Source organism: Streptomyces sp. OZ13, assembly GCF_052068155.1.
Taxonomy (GTDB): Bacteria; Actinomycetota; Actinomycetes; order Streptomycetales; family Streptomycetaceae; genus Streptomyces.
This window is the reverse complement of the sequence record NZ_JBQHCZ010000023.1, coordinates 81245-97439: the sequence shown is the minus strand read 5'-3', so window position 1 is coordinate 97439 and position 16195 is coordinate 81245. Positions and strand designations below refer to the sequence as shown.

Genomic DNA, 16195 nt, shown 5'->3' with positions numbered 1-16195 from the left:
GATGGACGGGGTATCAACATATCTGGCGTTGATTTTTGGCACACTGTTGAGTTCTCAAGGAACGGACGCTTCCTTTGTACTCACCCTTTCGGGCTTTCCTCCGGGCGCTTCCCTTCGGTCTTGCGTTTCCGACTCTATCAGATCTTTCCGATCCGATTTCCTCGGTGTGCTTTCCGGCCTTTCGGCCCTCCGGCGTGTCCACTACTTTAGCGGATTTCCCAGGCGACTCATAATCGAGTCCGGGTTTGAATTCCGGCATGCCGAAACCGCACCCTTTTGGGTTTGTCGTAAGTAGTGGATGGCCGCTCCGGATCTGCTGAACAGCAGTGCTCCGTCTCAAGCGGCTCGGGCTACATTAGGCGTCCCCGGCATCCGAGTCAAGTTGCGCCGAGGGCCTGCGGCGCGGCACGTGGGCCCGGTAGGGACTGACCGTCGGGTCGCTGTCTATCCAGTAGCGCCATGGATGGAATGCGCCTTCGCCGCCCACCCCTGTACGCGGGCCGTTCCTGACCTGGTCGGGCGTCGGCCGGCGTCCCGGGAGAAGAGAGAGGGGCGCGTCCGGGCCGAGGCAGAAGTCGGCTCCGTTGAGACTGCGGTCCACATCGAGCGCGGTGGCCAGCCGGGCGGGGCCTTTGGCCAGTTCCTTGTCATGGCGGGCCGAGAGTCGTCGTTTGCGCGCCAGGTCGGCGCCCACTGTCACCTCGCCGGCGCGGAGCAGGACTCCGCTCGCCCGGCCCTCCGGGCCGCACACCACATTGAGGCAGTGCCACATTCCGTAGGTGAAGTAGACGTACGCGTGCCCCGGCGGGCCGAACATCACCTCGTTGCGTGCGGTTCGGCCGCGGAAGGCGTGCGAGCCGGGGTCGGCCTCTCCCGCGTACGCCTCCACCTCCGTGATGCGCAGCTCGATGGGGCCGTCGTCGGTCAGGCGGGTCAGTGTGCAGCCGAGAAGGTCGGGTGCGACCTCCAGCACCGGGCGGTCGAAGTAGTCCCGGGGCAGCGGCGTACGGTCGGAGCTCTCGATCATCGCGATCGAGCGTACCGGGGATCCGCTCGATGCCGGGGGGAACCGACTACGGTCATCGGGCGTATGTAGGGGTCAGGACCGAGAAGGAGTGGACATGGGCTTCAAGAAGCTGCTTGCGAGCATGGGTGCCGGCGGTGCCTCCGTGGAGACGGAGCTGACCGAGGCGAACGTCGTCCCCGGCGGTGTCGTCCAGGGCGAGGTTCGTATCCAGGGCGGCTCGGTGGATCAGCAGATCGAGGGGCTGTCCGTCGGTCTGCGGGCCCGCGTCGAGGTCGAGGGCGGTGACCAGGAGGTCAAGCAGGACATCGAGTTCACCAAGCAGCGGCTCGGCGGTGCCTTCGAGGTGAAGGCCGGAGCGGTGCACGTGGTCCCCTTCGGCCTGGAGATCCCGTGGGAGACCCCGATCACCACCATCGAGGGACAGCACCTGCGCGGGATGGACATCGGTGTGACGACGGAGCTGGAGATCGCGCGCGCCGTGGACTCGGGCGACCTCGACCCGATCCATGTGCACCCGCTGCCGGCTCAGCAGGCGATCCTCGACGCCTTCGTCCAGCTCGGTTTCCGCTTCAAGAGCGCCGACATGGAGCGCGGTCACATCCGCGGGACGCGTCAGCGGCTGCCGTTCTACCAGGAGATCGAGTTCCTCCCGCCGCAGCAGTACCGCGGGCTGAACCAGGTCGAGCTGACGTTCGTCGCCGACGACCGCGAGATGGACGTCATCTTGGAGATGGACAAGAAGCCGGGCCTCTTCAGTGAGAGCAGCGACTCGTACAAGGCTTTCAAGGTGGACCACGAGGACTTCCGGTCGACCGACTGGGCGGCCTACCTCAACCAGTGGCTGGCGGATGTCGGCGGCCGTCGCAACTGGCTCTAGTCTCGGAACGAGAGGCAGTGCGCGAGACGCAGAACGGCCGATTCGGAGGGTTTGACGTGACCGAGCTCAAGAGGGCTCCGCTTCCCCACGACTTTCATCCGGCGGTGCCGTCGTTCACGGTGATGAGCGACGACATCGAGCCGGGGTCGGTGCTGAAGGACTCCCAGGTCCAGGCGGCGGGCAACAGCTCGCCGCATCTGCGCTGGGAGGGCTTCCCCGCGGAGACCAAGAGCTTCGCGGTGACGTGCTTCGACCCGGACGCGCCGACCGGCAGTGGTTTCTGGCACTGGGTGCTCATCGACATCCCGGCGTCGGTGACGGAGCTGCCGGCGGGTGCGGGCGGCGGGAAGTTCGAGGGGCTGCCCGACGGCGTGGTCCATGCCCGTAACGACTACGGGACGAAGGACTTCGGCGGGGCCGCTCCGCCGGCGGGCGAGAGGCACCGGTACGTCTTCACCGTGTACGCGGTGGACACCGAGAAGCTCGGACCGGACTCCGACGCCTCTCCCGCGGTCGTCGGCTTCAACCTGCGCTTCCACACGATCGCGCGTGCCCAGCTGATCGGCGAGTACGAAGCCCCCGCGGAGGGCTGACATTTCGGCCGGGAGGTCGGCCGAGAGTTCGTCCGGAGTTTGCCCTGCCCTGGTCTTGGAGAGATCAGGGCAGGGCAGTTTTGTTGCCAGGGGTTCAAGTGTCCTCCCCCGGCAAGGCACAGATATTGCGTTGTCCATCTCGGCGCGCCCGGCCAGAGTTGATCCAGGCTGATGCCCGCCGACGGGGGCCGGGCCGGCGAACGGAGGTGGGCAGGATGCGGGACACACTGGTGCTCAATGCGAGCTTCGAGCCGTTGTCGACGGTGACGCTCAACCGCGCGGTCGTGCTGGTTCTTCAGGACAAGGCCGTGGTCGAGCAGTCCCACCCGGCGCTCCGGGTGCGTGCGGCAGCGGTGGATCTTCCGGTGCCCCGGGTGATCAGGCTCTGCAGATACGTACGGGTGCCGTTCCGAAGACAGGCGCCGTGGTCGAGGCGGGGTGTGCTGGTGAGGGACCAGCACCGGTGCGCGTACTGCGGGCGGCGTGCCACGACGGTGGACCACGTGGTGCCGAAATCGCACGGTGGCGCGGACAGCTGGCTGAACACGGTGGCGTCCTGCGCCGAGGACAACCACCGCAAGGCGGACCGCACGCCGGAGCAGGCGGGGATGCCGCTGCTGCACGAGCCGTTCGTGCCGTCGCCGGCGGACGCGATGCTGTTGGGGCTGCGGTCGGGCGAGCGTGCGGCGCTGCCTGACTGGCTGGCGGCGCAGCCTGCCGCGTAGGAGTGACGACGAGACGAGACCCGCTCCCCTGGACAGGGGGCGGGTCTTCGTCGTCTCAGCGAAGCAGGAGCTGCACGATGGCGACAGTGCCGACGACGACGATGACGCCGCGCAGCACGGCCGGCTTGAGCTTGCGGCCGATGCCGGCGCCGAGTTGTCCGCCGATGGCCGATCCGACGGCGATCAGCAGGACGGCGGTCCAGTCGAACTCGGCGACGAAGAGGAAGAAGACGGCGGCGACTCCGTTGACCACGGCGCCGAGGACGTTCTTCACGGCGTTCATCCGCTGAAGGCTGTCGTCGAGGAGCAGGCCCATGAGGGAGAGGTAGAGGATCCCCTGGGCAGCGCCGAAGTAGCCGCCGTACGCGCTGGCGAGGAGCAGGCCGGTGTGCAGGGCGGGGCCGCCGTTCGGGCGCGGCTCGGTGCCGCGTGCCGCGTGCCGCCGCTGCACGGCCTTGGTCAGGCGCGGCTGGACGATGATGAGGATCAGGGCGAGCGCGATCAGTACGGGGACGATCGTGTCGAACGCGTCGGAGGGCAGGGCGAGAAGCAGGATCGCGCCGGCCAGCCCGCCGAGGAGCGCCGTGACTCCGAGGCGAAGGACCCGGCCGGTCTGTCCGCGCAGCTCGGCGCGGTAGCCGATGGCGCCGCTGATGGAGCCGGGGACGAGTCCCAGGGCGTTGGAGACGTTCGCCGTGATCGGTGGCAGCCCGGTGGCGAGCAGCACCGGGAAGGTGATCAGGGTGCCGGAGCCGACGATGGTGTTGATGGTGCCGGCTCCCACGCCGGCCGCGAATACCGCCAGTGCTTCCCAGATGGACAACGCCATCTCCTTACATGGTCCGTGAGTCGCCTCCCCGCCTCCAAGGTCGAGGGGCCTCACCGATCATGCATGAAGGAGCGTGGGCATCAGTCGATGGGGGGCTGCTCGCGGCGTTCGGTGCCGTTGCCGCCGGTCTGCTTGGGCACGGAGCCGCCGCCCATGCCGGCCATGGGGTTGAAGTTGCCCATGGCGCCGCTGAGGCCCTTGAGGGCGTCGCCGATCTCGCTGGGGACGATCCAGAGCTTGTTGGCGTCGCCCTCCGCGATCTTCGGGAGCATCTGCAGGTACTGGTAGGCGAGCAGCTTCTGGTCGGCGTCTCCGGCGTGGATGGACTCGAAGACGGTACGGATGGCCTGGGCCTCGCCTTCTGCCCGGAGCGCGGCTGCCTTGGCCTCACCTTCTGCGCGCAGGATCGCCGACTGCTTCTCACCTTCGGCGGTCAGGATCTGCGACTGCCGGATGCCTTCGGCGGTGAGGATCGCGGCGCGCTTGTCACGGTCGGCGCGCATCTGCTTCTCCATCGAGTCCTGGATGGAGGTGGGCGGCTCGATGGCCTTGAGCTCGACGCGGTTGACGCGGATGCCCCACTTGCCGGTCGCCTCGTCGAGGACGCCGCGCAGGGCCGCGTTGATCTCCTCGCGGGAGGTCAGGGTCCGCTCGAGGTCCATGCCGCCGATGATGTTGCGCAGGGTGGTGACGGTGAGCTGCTCGATGGCCTGGATGTAGCTGGCGACCTCGTAGGTCGCGGCGCGGGCGTCGGTCACCTGGTAGTAGATGACGGTGTCGATGTTGACGACCAGGTTGTCCTGGGTGATCACCGGCTGGGGCGGGAAGGGGACGACCTGCTCGCGCAGGTCGATGCGGTTGCGGATGGAGTCGATGAACGGGACGACGATGTTCAGGCCCGCGTTGAGGGTGCGGGTGTAGCGTCCGAAGCGCTCGACGATGGCGGCGCTGGCCTGCGGGATGACCTGGATCGTCTTGATCAGGGCGATGAAGACCAGCACCACCAGAATGATCAGGACGATGATGATCGGTTGCATCGCGTTCCCTGTGCCCTTCGCTGCCGGATGAGTCCGATGATCAGTTTCCCAGAACACGGGCTGCTCTGTGTGGCGTTCGGCCCGTTCTGCCCGGTGGCTTCAGGCCGTTCCACGCTCAATCCGTGCGGAACGGGGCGCCGGGCGGGTGGAGCGTGCGTCACATGACGACGGCGGTCGCCCCGTCGATCTCTATGACGTCGACCTGCTGGCCTTCTTCGTAGGCCATGGTCGTGTCGAAGGCGCGGGCGGACCAGACCTCGCCGGCCAGCTTGATCCGGCCGCCGTTGCCGTCGACCCGTTCCAGCACAATGGCCTGACGGCCCTTCAGGGCGTCCACACCGCTGGCGAAGCCGGGACTCTGCGATCTGTGCCGCATGGCGATCGGGCGTACGACGGCGATGAGCGCCACCGACACCGCCGCGAACACGAGCACCTGGGCGACCGTGCCGCCGCCGACCGCCGCCACGACGGCCGCTGCCACCGCGCCCGCGGAGAACATTCCGAATTCCGGCATGGCGGTCAGCACGAGCGGAATGCCCAGTCCGACCGCGCCGATCAGCCACCACACCCATGCGTCGATGTCCACATGGGCATGGTAGGTCCGCCGGGCACGCTCGGGACAGGGGGCGAGGTCGTGTCACCTTTCCCGTAAAGCAGTCGTCCGTAAGGGAGTTGCCCGCGGAGGAGTCGCCTGTGAAGGAATCGCGCCTGTGGGGGTCGTCCTTGAGGCGGCTGCGCCGACGGGAGTTCAGCCGAGCGGGAGTCCCTGGGCGGACCAGCGCTCGCCGTTGCGCTCGACGACGAGCGGCAGGCCGAAGCAGAGCGAGAGGTTACGGGAGGTCAGCTCGGTCTCCATCGGGCCCGCGGCGAGTACCTTGCCCTGGCGGATCATCAGGACGTGCGTGAATCCGGGCGCGATCTCCTCGACATGGTGGGTGACCATGATCATGGAGGGGGCGTACGGGTCACGGGCGAGCCGGCCGAGGCGGCGGACCAGGTCCTCGCGGCCGCCGAGGTCGAGCCCGGCGGCGGGCTCGTCGAGGAGCAGCAGCTCGGGGTCGGTCATCATGGCGCGGGCGATCAGGGTGCGCTTGCGCTCGCCCTCGGAGAGCGTGCCGAACTTGCGGTCCAGGTACTCGGTCATGCCGAGGCGGTCGAGGAACGCGCGGGCACGCTGCTCGTCGACCTCGTCGTAGTCCTCGTGCCAGGTCGCGGTCATGCCGTAGGCGGCGGTCAGCACCGTCTGAAGGACGGTCTGGCGCTTGGGCAGCTTGTCCGCCATGGCGATGCCTGCCATGCCGATGCGGGGCCGCAGTTCGAAGACGTCGACGGCGCCGAGGCGGTCGCCGAGGATCTGCACCTTGCCGTTGGTCGGGAAGAGATAGCTGGAGGCGAGGTTGAGGAGGGTGGTCTTGCCGGCGCCGTTGGGGCCGAGAATCACCCAGCGCTCGCCTTCCTTGACCGACCAGGAGACGTCGTCCACCAGAGCGCGTCCGTCGCGGACCACGGATACGTCCACCAGCTCCAGTACATCGCTCATGAGCGCGTAGTCTCCCCATGCAGTCGTCTTGAGGTGTTCGGGTGTGATTCGGGTGCTTTTGTGCACCTGTGGGCACACCACCCAGGGAAAACCTACGCCACCGGGTGAGTGCTCCGGTCGCCCGGCCCGGTCCCTAGGCTGGTGACATGCTTTCGGAACCACGTTCAGGACGGTTGGCGGCATGGGGAAATGCCCTTCTTGCCGGACTTGTGTCACCGGACGACGCCGTGCACGCGATCGTCGGCGACGACGCGGTGCACCGCGTCGAGGGCCTGCCCGGGGAGACGGCGCCGGTCGGACTCACTCTGGCGCTGGGGCGCCTGCGGGGGCTCGGTGTGACCGGCTTCCGGGTCGCACTTCCCGCCCCCGGACACCCTCTGGGGCTCAGCGGTCCGCCGGCGTTCAACGCACGGGCGCTCGAGGCGGAGGAAGCGGTCGTCGCGACGGGGGCCGCGTACGGGCTGGTGCCCGAGGTCCACGAAGCGGGTCCGGCCGGTGACGCCCACGTGGAGGTCGTCTGGCACTGCCTGCCGGTACGGGACGCACCCCCGGCGGACGTGCCGTCGCTCGGCGAGGCGGAGCGTGAACTCGCGGAAGCACTGCGGGACGCGACGGAGACACTGACACGGCTCGACGTGGCGGCGTCGGGGCCGATGGCGGAGGCGGCACTCGACGCGTACCGGGCACGGGCGCGGCGCGGCGCTGCCGAGACACTGGCCCCCGGCTATCCGCCGCGCGCGGTGCGGGTGCTGGAGCTCGCGCAGCGGATCGGCCTGCTGATCTCCGTGGCGTACGAGAACGGGCACGGCGGCGCGGTGAGCGCGTCGGAGATGGCGGCGCGGGGCGAGGCGCTGCGGCCGGTGGAACGGGTGGCACGGAGGGCGCAGGTGGCGGCGTACAACGCGTACGTGGAGGAACGGGAGCGGAGCTGAAGCTCCGCTGTATGTTCCCCTCCCCGCCCCTTCCCGAACCGGGGCATGCCCCGCGCCCCGTACCGCCCTGCGGGCGGCGCCCTCAATCTCCCCCTACGGCCTTTGCGGCCGTGGGGGCTCCACTTCCCGAAACGGGGCTCCGCCCGGACCCGCCACCGCGCTCCGCGCGGTGTTCGGGGGCTCCTCCCCCTACGCCTGGCGGCGTGGGGGGACCCCCACCGGACCACCGCACCTCGAACGCCGGCGAGGCTGACGTTGCCCGGCAAGGCCGGAGTGCCTCCGTCGGCGGCGTGGCTGGATGCCCCGCAGCGGCATGTCGGCCCGCCTGTGGGCACCTCCCACGGCCGCCAGGCCGTGTGGGAGGAGTTCGATGGCACCGCGCGAAGCGCGGTACGCCGCCCGCAGGGGCGGCACAGGGTCCGGGCGGAGCCCCCACGCGGTGGAGCCGCACATCGGTACAGCGGGCAGGGGCGGGGAGGGGAACAGGCCCGCGGCCGTTCCGGCGCGGCCGGAACGCCGCACGGCCCCAGGGGCTGCGCCCTGGGGCCGTGCGGTCGAGCTCGGAGGCGTCAGCCGTTGATGCCGACGTTGCCGAACGCCGGGTTCAGCAGGCCGATCACGTTCACAGTGTTGCCCACCACGTTCACCGGGACGTGCACCGGCACCTGGACCAGGTTGCCCGAGAGGACGCCCGGGGAGTGCGCAGCCTCACCGTAGGCGTGCGAGCCGCCGGTCGTGGCCGACGCGACGCCCGCGCCCGCGGCGACGAGGCTGCCGGCGATCATCGTGAGGGCTGCGGCCTTCTTCAGGTTCTTCACTTCGTCATTCCTCCTGAGCACTCGCTGCGGCCGGCCGCCGCAGCACGCCATGAAGAACGCTCGCGAGTGGATCAGGATGCGCCGTGTGGGTGACATACACCCGACAGTATGAATCTCGGATCGGAGTATGACGCTCCGCTCAGTCCGTCATCCCGTGCCGCACCGCCCACAGCGCCGCCTGCGTACGGTCCGCCACGTCCAGCTTCATCAGGATGTTCGAGACATGCGTCTTGACGGTCTTCTCCGAGAGGACCAGCGCCCGCGCGATCTCCCGGTTCGAACGTCCGTCCGCGATGAGGCCCAGTACCTCGCGCTCCCGCTCGGTGAGGCTGCTCCCGCGGCCCGTACCGTTGCCCGGATCGCCGTCGGAGAGCAGCGCCCCCGCGATCTCCTGCTGGAGCAGCACATGACCCGCGTGCACGGAACGTATGGCACCGGCCAGCGCGTCCGGGTCCACGTCCTTGTACACGTAGCCCGAAGCGCCCGCACGCAGGGCGGGAACCACCGTGCGCTGCTCGGTGAAGCTGGTCACGACGAGGACCTTGGCCGGATTGGCCAGTTCCTTCAGCTTCCGCAGGGCGTCGATGCCGTCCATGCCGGGCATCTTGACGTCCATGAGGACGACGTCCGGCTTGAGCTCCTCGGTGAGGGCGACGCCCTCCGCGCCGTCACCGGCCTCGCCGACGACCTCTATGTCGTCCTGGACCTCCAGGAAGGTGCGCAGGCCGCGCCGCACCACCTGATGGTCGTCGACCAGCAGCACGCGGATCCTCTTGTCAGCCACCGGGGACCTCCATCTCGACCGTGGTGCCCCTGCCGGGCGCCGATTCGACCTTGAGCCTGCCCCCGACGCCGCTCGCCCTGTCCCGCATGGAGACGAGTCCGAGGTGGCGACCGGCCCGGCGGACCGCCCGGGGCTCGAAGCCCTTGCCGTCGTCCGTGACGGAGAGGACGGCGCCCTGGCCCCGGCGGATCAGCGCCACGTCCACCTGAGCCGCGCCGGAATGGCGCAGCGCGTTGTGCAGGGCCTCCTGGGCGACCCTCAGCAGCGCCTCCTCCTGGGCGGCGGGCAGCGCCCTGATCCCGCAGGTGTCGAAGGTGACGCGCGCGCTGTGGGCGCGGTCGAGGACCTGTATCTGGGTGCGGAGGGTGTTGACGAGGCCGTCCTCGTCAAGGGCGGCGGGGCGCAGCTCCACGACGGCGGCCCGCAGCTCGTCTGCGGCCTCCGCGGCGAGGGCCGCCACCTGCTGGAGCTCATCCTTGGCGCGGGCCGGGTCGCGGTCCACGAGCGCGGCGGCGGCCTGAGCGGTCAGCCGCAGGGAGAACAGCTTCTGGCTCACGGCGTCGTGCAACTCGTGTGCGAGGCGGGAGCGCTCCTCCGCGATGGTGAGCTCGCGGCTGCGCTCATAGAGGCGGGCGTTGGTGAGGGCGATCGCGGCGTGCTGGGCGAGGATGCCCAGCAGCTCCTCGTCCTCCTCCGTGAAACCGCAGCCGCCCTGCGGCTTGGGGCACCTCTTGTTGGCCAGGAACAGGGCGCCCATGGTCTCGTCGCCGTCCTTGATCGGCAGGCCGAGGAAGTCCGACATGTCGGGGTGGGCCGACGGCCAGCCCTCGAAGCGCGGGTCCTTGCGGACGTCCCCGAGCCGCTCGGGCTTCGCGTCGCGGAGCATCGAGGCGAGGATGCCGTGCTGCCGGGGCAGCGGTCCTATCGCCTTCCACTGGGCGTCGCTGACACCGTCGACGACGAACTGGGCGAAGCCTCCGTGGTCGTCGGGCACGCCCAGCGCCGCGTACTCGGCGTCGAGCAGTTCGCGCGCCGAGGCCACGATCGTCTTCAGCACGTCGCGCACCTCGAGGCGCCTGCTCATGGCGAGGAGCGCGGTGCTCACGGCCGCGAGGCCGGAGCCGGGTCGGTGACTCATGGATCAACCGTACCGGCGGGCTGTGACGGTCCGTATCGGTCCGGGGACCACATCCGCTTAAGGCCACGGACGTAGGTCGAAGTGCCTTGTGGAGTGGGTCCTCGGGCACGAGGCGGCGGCACCGGCCGCGTTCCTACGTTGTGTCCATCCATACGGACAGCGACAGCGGACAGCACGCGGCAAGGGGATGGGCACCATGGCGGTAGCAGTGATCACCGGAGCGTCGAAGGGCCTGGGACGGGCACTGGCGGCGGCTCTCGCGCGGCAGGGCTGGGACCTGGTCCTGGGTGCCAGGACCGCGGACGTACTGAAGGAGAGCGCGGAGCACGCGGCGCGGTACGGCACCCGGGTCGTGGCGGTGCCGGGCGATGTCACGGACGCCGGGCACCGCGGCGAGCTGGTGGCGGCGGCCGCGCGGCTCGGCGGTCTCGATCTGCTGGTGAACAACGCGAGCGCGCTGGGCGCCGAGCCGCTGGTGCGGCTGGAGGCGCTGTCCACGGAGGGGCTGCGGGCGGCGCTGGAGACCAACGTGGTCGCTCCGCTGGGCCTGGTGCGGGAGGCGCTGCCGCTGCTGCGGGCGTCGCGGACGGGCGGCACCGTCGTCGCGGTCAGCTCGGACGCAGCGACCACGGCGTACGAGACCTGGGGCGGCTACGGCGCCTCGAAGGCGGCGCTCGACCAGCTCGCGGCCGTGCTGGCCGTGGAGGAGCCGGGTCTGCGGGTGTGGAGCGTCGATCCGGGCGACATGCAGACGGACCTGTACGCGGCCGCGGTGCCGGACGACGACGACCCCCGCCCCTCGCCCGGGTCCGTGGCCCCCGCTTTCCTGCGGCTGCTCGAGGAGCGGCCCGCCAGCGGCCGGTACGAGGCCACCTCGCTGCTGGAGACCCGATGAGGGCGGGGCGGCGCGCGGGGACGGTCCTGGAGACCCTACGGGTGCCGGAGGAGCTGTCCGCCCGGGTACCGGCGGAGGAGCGCGGGTCGGGCAGGGACGACGTACGGCTGCTGGTCTCGCGGGGTACGGAGGTGTCCCACCACCGTTTCCGCGACCTGCCGGGCCAGTTGCGGGCCGGTGACGTGCTGGTCGTCAACACGTCGGCCACGCTGGCGGCCGCCGTGGACGGCCGGCTCGGCGGCGAGGCGGTCGTGGTGCACTTCTCGACCCGCGGGGACCTCGGGCGCTGGGCGGTGGAGCTGCGCGGGCCCGACGGCGCGGGCAGCACCCTGCCGCGTGCCGGGGGGCCGGCGGGGGCCGGCGTACGGGTACCGGGCGGCGGCGAGCTGGTGCTCGAGGCGCCGCTCGTGCCGGGCGGCGAGCGCCTGTGGTGGGCAAGGGCTTCCGTGGACGTGCCGACGCTGCTTGGGCGGTACGGCAGGCCGATCCGCTACCGCTACACGGAGCGGGACCAGCCCCTGTCCGCGTATCAGACGGTCTTCGCGCTGCCCTCCCCGGACGGCTCGGGGTCCGCGGAGATGCCGAGCGCCGCCCGTCCCTTCACGCCCGGTGCGGTGGCGGCCCTGGTGAGCCGGGGGGTGCAGTTCGCGCCACTGGTGCTCCATACGGGTGTGGCGTCGGCGGAGGCGCACGAGCCGCCGTACCCGGAGCGCTTCGAGGTTCCGGCGACCACGGCGTGGCTGGTGAACGCGGCACGAGCGGCCGGGGGCCGGATCGTGGCGGTCGGCACGACGGCCGTGCGGGCCATTGAGTCGGCGGCGGACGGCGAGGGAGTGGTGCGTCCCGTCTCCGGCTGGACGGACCTGGTCGTGACGCCGCGACGCGGTGTGCGGGCGGTGGACGGTCTGCTGACCGGGCTGCACGAGCCGGAGGCGTCGCATCTGCTGATGCTGGCGGCCATCGCCGGCCGGGACGCTCTGACCTGCGCGTACGACGAGGCGCTGAGGCAGCGGTACCTCTGGCACGAGTTCGGCGACGTCCATCTCGTACTCCCCGCGGAGGCCCTCACCCGGTGAATTGCTGCCGCAACAGGCAGTGAGAGCGGAGCGTGGGCGGTGTGAGCCCGCGCATAGGGCCCAGATCACTTACGAGACTCTTTAGTTGATACAAAAGGGGCATCTGAGCGCGGACAGCACAGGCGAATCCGGACATTGGGAACATGTGATCCACTACCGCGGATCGTACGTCACACCTTTGCCACGCGATTTTGCGCCAGCTAAGAATTGCCGACGTCGCTACCGAACAGCGCAGAGCCGACCGGCCTGGAGCGACTTTCCGCTATTCGAAGAGGTACGTCTGTATGTCCGCGTTCATCACCCCTGAGATCCGCCGCCGAATCAAGAGCCGTAAGACCGCCGTGGCCGGCATCGCCGCCGTCGCCGCCACGACCGTCGCGCTCTCGCTCGCCCCGTCGGGCGAGGCAGAGGCCGGCGTGAGGACCGAAGCAGCAGCCGCGGCGGCGCCCGTCGCGTGGAAGGCCGACGCCAAGCAGATCTCGGCCGTCCACGAGAGCATCACCAGCCAGAAGTCGGCCTTCGAGGCCCAGCTCGAGGCCACCCAGGCCAAGGCCAAGGCCGAGGCGAAGGCGAAGGCCGAGAAGGCCGCCGCCGAGAAGGCCGCCGCCGAGAAGGCCGCCGCCGAGAAGAAGGCAGCCGCCAAGGCCGCCGCCGAGAAGCGCGCCAAGGAGCAGGCCGCCAGCCGCTCCGCCGCCCGCCCGGCGAAGGTGACCTACCCGAACAACCTGGACGGGTGGATCCGCGAGGCCATGGCGATCATGAAGAAGCACGACATCCCCGGCAGCTACGAGGGCATCCACCGCAACATCATGCGGGAGTCCTCCGGTAACCCCCGGGCCATCAACAACTGGGACATCAACGCCATCAACGGTGTCCCCTCGAAGGGTCTGCTCCAGGTCATCAAGCCGACCTTCGACGCCTACCACGTCCCCGGCACCTCGTGGGACCAGTACGACCCGGTCGCCAACATCGTCGCCGCCTGCAACTACGCGGCCGACCGTTACGGCTCGATGGACAACGTCAACAGCGCCTACTGAGGCACTGCTGCGCTGAGCCGGCAGCACAAACCGGCGGACATCAACAGACGCTGAAGGGCGCACCCCGCGCAGGGTGCGCCCTTCGGCGTCGTGCTGTCACCGCGTGACGTGCGTTACTTGCGCATGACCTCGGGCTCGTGGCGGCGCAGGAAGCGGGCGACGAGCACACCGCACAGGGCGCCGAGAGCGATCAGTGCGGCCATGTCCATGCCCCAGGCGGCAGCCTCGTGGTCCCACAGGGGGTCGGTGCTGGTCGGGTCGTCCGTGTTCGGGTTGATCTTGTTGAAGTCCAGCGTGGCACCGGCGGCCGCGACCGCCCAGCGCGACGGCATGAGGTACGAGAACTCGTTGACGCCGACGGTGCCGTGCAGGATGAACAGGCAGCCGGTGAACACGACCTGGATGATCGCGAACATCACCAGCAGCGGCATGGTCTTCTCGGCGGTCTTCACCAGCGCGGAGATGATCAGGCCGAACATCATCGACGTGAAGCCGAGAGCCATGATCGGCAGCGACAGCTCCAGCATGACCGCCCCGCCGAGGACCAGACCCTCTTCCGGGAGCTCACGGGTGGCGAAGCCGATGGCTCCGACCAGACCGCCCTGGATCACGGTGATCATGCCCAGGACGACGACCTTGGACATCAGGTACGCGGAGCGAGACAGACCGGTCGCGCGCTCCCGCTCGTAGATCACCCGCTCCTTGATCAGCTCACGGACGGAGTTCGCCGCGCCGGCGAAGCAGGCGCCGACCGCGAGGATCAGCAGCACCGTGGTGGCCGTGCCGTTCGGGATGATCCGGCCGGTCTGCGCGTTCTGGTTCACCAGCAGACCCTTGTCCGGGTCGATGAGCAGGCTCACCGCGCCCAGCACCGCCGGAAGGATCAGCATGAGGGCCATGAAGCCCTTGTCGGACACGATCACCGACACATAGCGGCGGATCAGGGTGAACAGCTGGGATCCCCAGCTCTGCGGCTTCGGCGGACGCATCTGCTGCGCCGGCGGCATGTTCACGGACTGGGCGGCGACGGCGTCGATGTCCGCCGCGTACATCTGGTAGTGCTGAGAACCGCGCCAGCGGCCCGCCCAGTCGTAGTCGCGGTAGTTCTCGAACGCGGAGAACACGTCGGCCCAGGTGCTGTAGCCGAAGAAGTTGAGCGCCTCCTCCGGCGGACCGAAGTAGGCCACCGAACCGCCGGGCGCCATCACCAGGAGCTTGTCGCACAGCCCCAGCTCGGCCACGGAGTGCGTGACGACGAGGACCGTACGGCCGTCGTCCGCCAGGCCGCGCAGCAGCTGCATGACGTCACGGTCCATGCCCGGGTCGAGGCCGGAGGTCGGCTCGTCCAGGAAGATCAGCGACGGCTTGGTCAGCAGCTCGAGGGCGACCGACACGCGCTTGCGCTGGCCGCCGGAGAGCGAGGTGACCTTCTTGTCCTTGTGGATGTCGAGCTTGAGCTCGCGCAGCACCTCGTCGATACGGGCCTCGCGCTCGGCCTCGGCGGTGTCGCCGGGGAAGCGGAGCTTGGCCGCGTACTTCAGCGCCTTACGGACGGTGAGTTCCTTGTGCAGGATGTCGTCCTGCGGAACCAGCCCGATGCGCTGGCGCAGCTCCGCGAACTGCTTGTAGAGGCTGCGGTTGTCGTAGAGGACGTCGCCCTGGTTGGCGGGCCGGTAGCCGGTGAGCGCCTTGAGCAGGGTGGACTTTCCGGAGCCGGACGGGCCGATGACACCGATGAGCGACTTCTCCGGGACGCCGAAGGAGACGTCACGCAGGATCTGCTTGCCGCCGTCCACGGTGACCGTGAGGTGGCGTGCCGAGAAGGAGACCTCGCCGGTGTCGACGAACTCCTCGAGCTGACCGCCGACGATACGGAAGGTGGAGTGGCCGACGCCGACGATGTCGTTCGGGCCGATGAGGACCGTGCCGGACTTGGCGATCGGCTGACCGTTGACGTAGGTGCCGTTGTGGGAGCCGAGGTCACGGATCTCGAAGCGGCCGTCGGGGTGCGCGGTGAACTCGGCGTGGTGGCGCGAGACCTGCAGGTCGGAGACGACCAGCTCGTTCTCGAGCGCACGGCCGATGCGCATGACGCGGCCGAGGGAGAGCTGGTGGAACGTCGTCGGGCTGCGGTCGCCGTGGACCGGCGGGCCGCCCTGGGCGCTGTGCACCCCCTGCTGGTGCGGGACCTGCGGCTGCTGCGCCTGCGGAGGCTGCTGCTGCCAGCCCTGCTGCGCGGGCTGCTGCGGCGGCTGCGGCTGCGGCCAGCCCTGCTGCGGCTGCTGCACCGGCGCCTGTGCGGCCTGCTGCGGTGCCCCCTGGGCGTAGGCGCCCGCGCCCGCCACCGCGCCGACGCCGCTCAGGCCGAGACGCGGACCGTCGGTGGCGTTGCCGAGGTGCACCGCTGTGCCGGGGCCGATCTCCATCTGGTGGATCCGCTGGCCCTGCACATACGTGCCGTTGGTGCTGCCGTGGTCCTCGATGACCCAACTGCGCCCGCCCCAGCTGATCGTGGCGTGCCGCCACGAGACCCGGGCGTCGTCGATCACCACATCACCCTGGGGATCACGGCCCAGGGTGTACGACCTGGACGGATCGAGCGTCCAGGTGTTTCCGTTCAATTCCAGTACGAGTTCCGGCACTCCATGCCCCACTAGTTGTCCCCCGAGCTTCCCCCGTCGCCGGGAGTCTAGGGAAGGCGAACATCGTGGGGAACTATTTCAGGCCCGGTCCCGTATCCGAAAGCCGGGCCGCGTGAAGACCTCGTTCGGTACCGAGTTGGGACGTTCACCGACGCGGCGGGACCGGGGCGGCGGCGGCGATCACCCACGAGTGGTGACGGATCATGCGCGAACCGAATAATCCACGCCATCCCGGTCGGATGCGC

At 69.7% G+C, this 16195-nt stretch carries 16 protein-coding genes; 7 read left to right on the top strand and 9 right to left on the bottom strand.

All coding sequences use genetic code 11. From position 1 onward, the window contains the following. Nucleotides 1–355: 355 nt before the first annotated feature. Entirely contained in the window at nt 356–1027 is a 672-nt protein-coding gene (locus ACTMTU_RS33840; RefSeq protein ID WP_441267256.1) for a DNA-3-methyladenine glycosylase, read from the bottom strand. 94 nt (nt 1028–1121) lie between these two features. Here ACTMTU_RS33840 and ACTMTU_RS33835 point away from each other — a divergent pair, with 94 nt between their 5' ends. The 3 genes from ACTMTU_RS33835 (at nt 1122) to ACTMTU_RS33825 (ending at nt 3222) form a co-directional block, all read left to right on the top strand. Beyond that, on the top strand, nt 1122–1904 hold the full coding sequence (locus tag ACTMTU_RS33835; RefSeq protein WP_441267255.1) for a sporulation protein: 783 nt from the start codon (nt 1122–1124) through the stop codon (nt 1902–1904). 56 nt (nt 1905–1960) lie between these two features. Then, nucleotides 1961–2497 carry a YbhB/YbcL family Raf kinase inhibitor-like protein gene (locus ACTMTU_RS33830; RefSeq protein WP_441267254.1) on the top strand — a complete coding sequence of 179 codons (537 nt, stop codon included), beginning with the start codon at nt 1961–1963 and terminating at the stop codon, nt 2495–2497. 215 nt (nt 2498–2712) lie between these two features. Further along, nucleotides 2713–3222, top strand: a complete 510-nt coding sequence (locus ACTMTU_RS33825; RefSeq protein ID WP_159693308.1) for an HNH endonuclease — start codon at nt 2713–2715, stop codon at nt 3220–3222. 55 nt (nt 3223–3277) lie between these two features. On the opposite strand, the gene ACTMTU_RS33820 is transcribed toward ACTMTU_RS33825, so the two are convergent. The 4 genes from ACTMTU_RS33820 to ACTMTU_RS33805 form a co-directional block, all read right to left on the bottom strand. Continuing rightward, nucleotides 3278–4051, bottom strand: a complete 774-nt coding sequence (locus ACTMTU_RS33820; protein WP_441267253.1) for a sulfite exporter TauE/SafE family protein — start codon at nt 4049–4051, stop codon at nt 3278–3280. 80 nt (nt 4052–4131) lie between these two features. After that, nucleotides 4132–5088 carry an SPFH domain-containing protein gene (locus ACTMTU_RS33815; RefSeq protein ID WP_100106479.1) on the bottom strand — a complete coding sequence of 319 codons (957 nt, stop codon included), beginning with the start codon at nt 5086–5088 and terminating at the stop codon, nt 4132–4134. A gap of 157 nt (nt 5089–5245) precedes the next feature. After that, on the bottom strand, nt 5246–5674 hold the full coding sequence (locus ACTMTU_RS33810) for an NfeD family protein (protein ID WP_441267252.1): 429 nt from the start codon (nt 5672–5674) through the stop codon (nt 5246–5248). A gap of 162 nt (nt 5675–5836) precedes the next feature. Next, nucleotides 5837–6628, bottom strand: coding sequence for an ABC transporter ATP-binding protein (locus ACTMTU_RS33805; protein WP_441267251.1), 792 nt, complete (start codon nt 6626–6628; stop codon nt 5837–5839). Between the two features lie 146 nt (nt 6629–6774). Here ACTMTU_RS33805 and ACTMTU_RS33800 point away from each other — a divergent pair, with 146 nt between their 5' ends. Further along, nucleotides 6775–7560, top strand: a complete 786-nt coding sequence (locus tag ACTMTU_RS33800) for a hypothetical protein (protein WP_441267250.1) — start codon at nt 6775–6777, stop codon at nt 7558–7560. 569 nt (nt 7561–8129) lie between these two features. Here ACTMTU_RS33800 and ACTMTU_RS33795 read toward each other — a convergent pair. The 3 genes from ACTMTU_RS33795 to ACTMTU_RS33785 all read right to left on the bottom strand — a co-directional run bounded on the left by ACTMTU_RS33795 (nt 8130) and on the right by ACTMTU_RS33785 (nt 10300). After that, complete coding sequence (locus tag ACTMTU_RS33795; RefSeq protein WP_441267249.1) at nt 8130–8378, bottom strand: chaplin family protein; 249 nt, start codon at nt 8376–8378, stop codon at nt 8130–8132. Between the two features lie 139 nt (nt 8379–8517). Then, a complete protein-coding gene (locus ACTMTU_RS33790; RefSeq protein ID WP_441267248.1) occupies nt 8518–9162 on the bottom strand; it encodes a response regulator in 645 nt (214 codons plus the stop codon). Next, nucleotides 9155–10300 carry a GAF domain-containing sensor histidine kinase gene (locus ACTMTU_RS33785; RefSeq protein WP_441267247.1) on the bottom strand — a complete coding sequence of 382 codons (1146 nt, stop codon included), beginning with the start codon at nt 10298–10300 and terminating at the stop codon, nt 9155–9157. The genes ACTMTU_RS33790 and ACTMTU_RS33785 overlap by 8 nt, the downstream gene beginning before the upstream one ends. Nucleotides 10301–10496: 196 nt before the next feature. Here ACTMTU_RS33785 and ACTMTU_RS33780 point away from each other — a divergent pair, with 196 nt between their 5' ends. From ACTMTU_RS33780 to ACTMTU_RS33770, 3 genes are all read left to right on the top strand, one after another. Then, nucleotides 10497–11195, top strand: coding sequence for an SDR family NAD(P)-dependent oxidoreductase (locus ACTMTU_RS33780; protein WP_441267246.1), 699 nt, complete (start codon nt 10497–10499; stop codon nt 11193–11195). Continuing rightward, a complete protein-coding gene (locus ACTMTU_RS33775; RefSeq protein ID WP_441267245.1) occupies nt 11192–12271 on the top strand; it encodes an S-adenosylmethionine:tRNA ribosyltransferase-isomerase in 1080 nt (359 codons plus the stop codon). Before ACTMTU_RS33780 ends, ACTMTU_RS33775 begins: the two co-directional genes overlap by 4 nt. Before the next feature lie 284 nt (nt 12272–12555). Further along, complete coding sequence (locus ACTMTU_RS33770) at nt 12556–13308, top strand: transglycosylase SLT domain-containing protein (protein WP_441267244.1); 753 nt, start codon at nt 12556–12558, stop codon at nt 13306–13308. 113 nt (nt 13309–13421) lie between these two features. On the opposite strand, the gene ACTMTU_RS33765 is transcribed toward ACTMTU_RS33770, so the two are convergent. Then, nucleotides 13422–15962, bottom strand: a complete 2541-nt coding sequence (locus ACTMTU_RS33765) for an FHA domain-containing protein (RefSeq protein ID WP_441267243.1) — start codon at nt 15960–15962, stop codon at nt 13422–13424. Nucleotides 15963–16195: the final 233 nt, after the last annotated feature.

Coding starts and splice junctions, on each gene's coding strand:
- ACTMTU_RS33825 (WP_159693308.1), top strand. CDS start 2,713: ATGCGGGACACACTGGTGCTCAATGCGAGCTTCGAGCCGTTGTCGACG.
- ACTMTU_RS33805 (WP_441267251.1), bottom strand. CDS start 6,628: ATGAGCGATGTACTGGAGCTGGTGGACGTATCCGTGGTCCGCGACGGA.
- ACTMTU_RS33815 (WP_100106479.1), bottom strand. CDS start 5,088: ATGCAACCGATCATCATCGTCCTGATCATTCTGGTGGTGCTGGTCTTC.
- ACTMTU_RS33840 (WP_441267256.1), bottom strand. CDS start 1,027: ATGATCGAGAGCTCCGACCGTACGCCGCTGCCCCGGGACTACTTCGAC.
- ACTMTU_RS33780 (WP_441267246.1), top strand. CDS start 10,497: ATGGCGGTAGCAGTGATCACCGGAGCGTCGAAGGGCCTGGGACGGGCA.
- ACTMTU_RS33835 (WP_441267255.1), top strand. CDS start 1,122: ATGGGCTTCAAGAAGCTGCTTGCGAGCATGGGTGCCGGCGGTGCCTCC.
- ACTMTU_RS33775 (WP_441267245.1), top strand. CDS start 11,192: ATGAGGGCGGGGCGGCGCGCGGGGACGGTCCTGGAGACCCTACGGGTG.
- ACTMTU_RS33820 (WP_441267253.1), bottom strand. CDS start 4,051: ATGGCGTTGTCCATCTGGGAAGCACTGGCGGTATTCGCGGCCGGCGTG.
- ACTMTU_RS33770 (WP_441267244.1), top strand. CDS start 12,556: ATGTCCGCGTTCATCACCCCTGAGATCCGCCGCCGAATCAAGAGCCGT.
- ACTMTU_RS33785 (WP_441267247.1), bottom strand. CDS start 10,300: ATGAGTCACCGACCCGGCTCCGGCCTCGCGGCCGTGAGCACCGCGCTC.
- ACTMTU_RS33800 (WP_441267250.1), top strand. CDS start 6,775: ATGCTTTCGGAACCACGTTCAGGACGGTTGGCGGCATGGGGAAATGCC.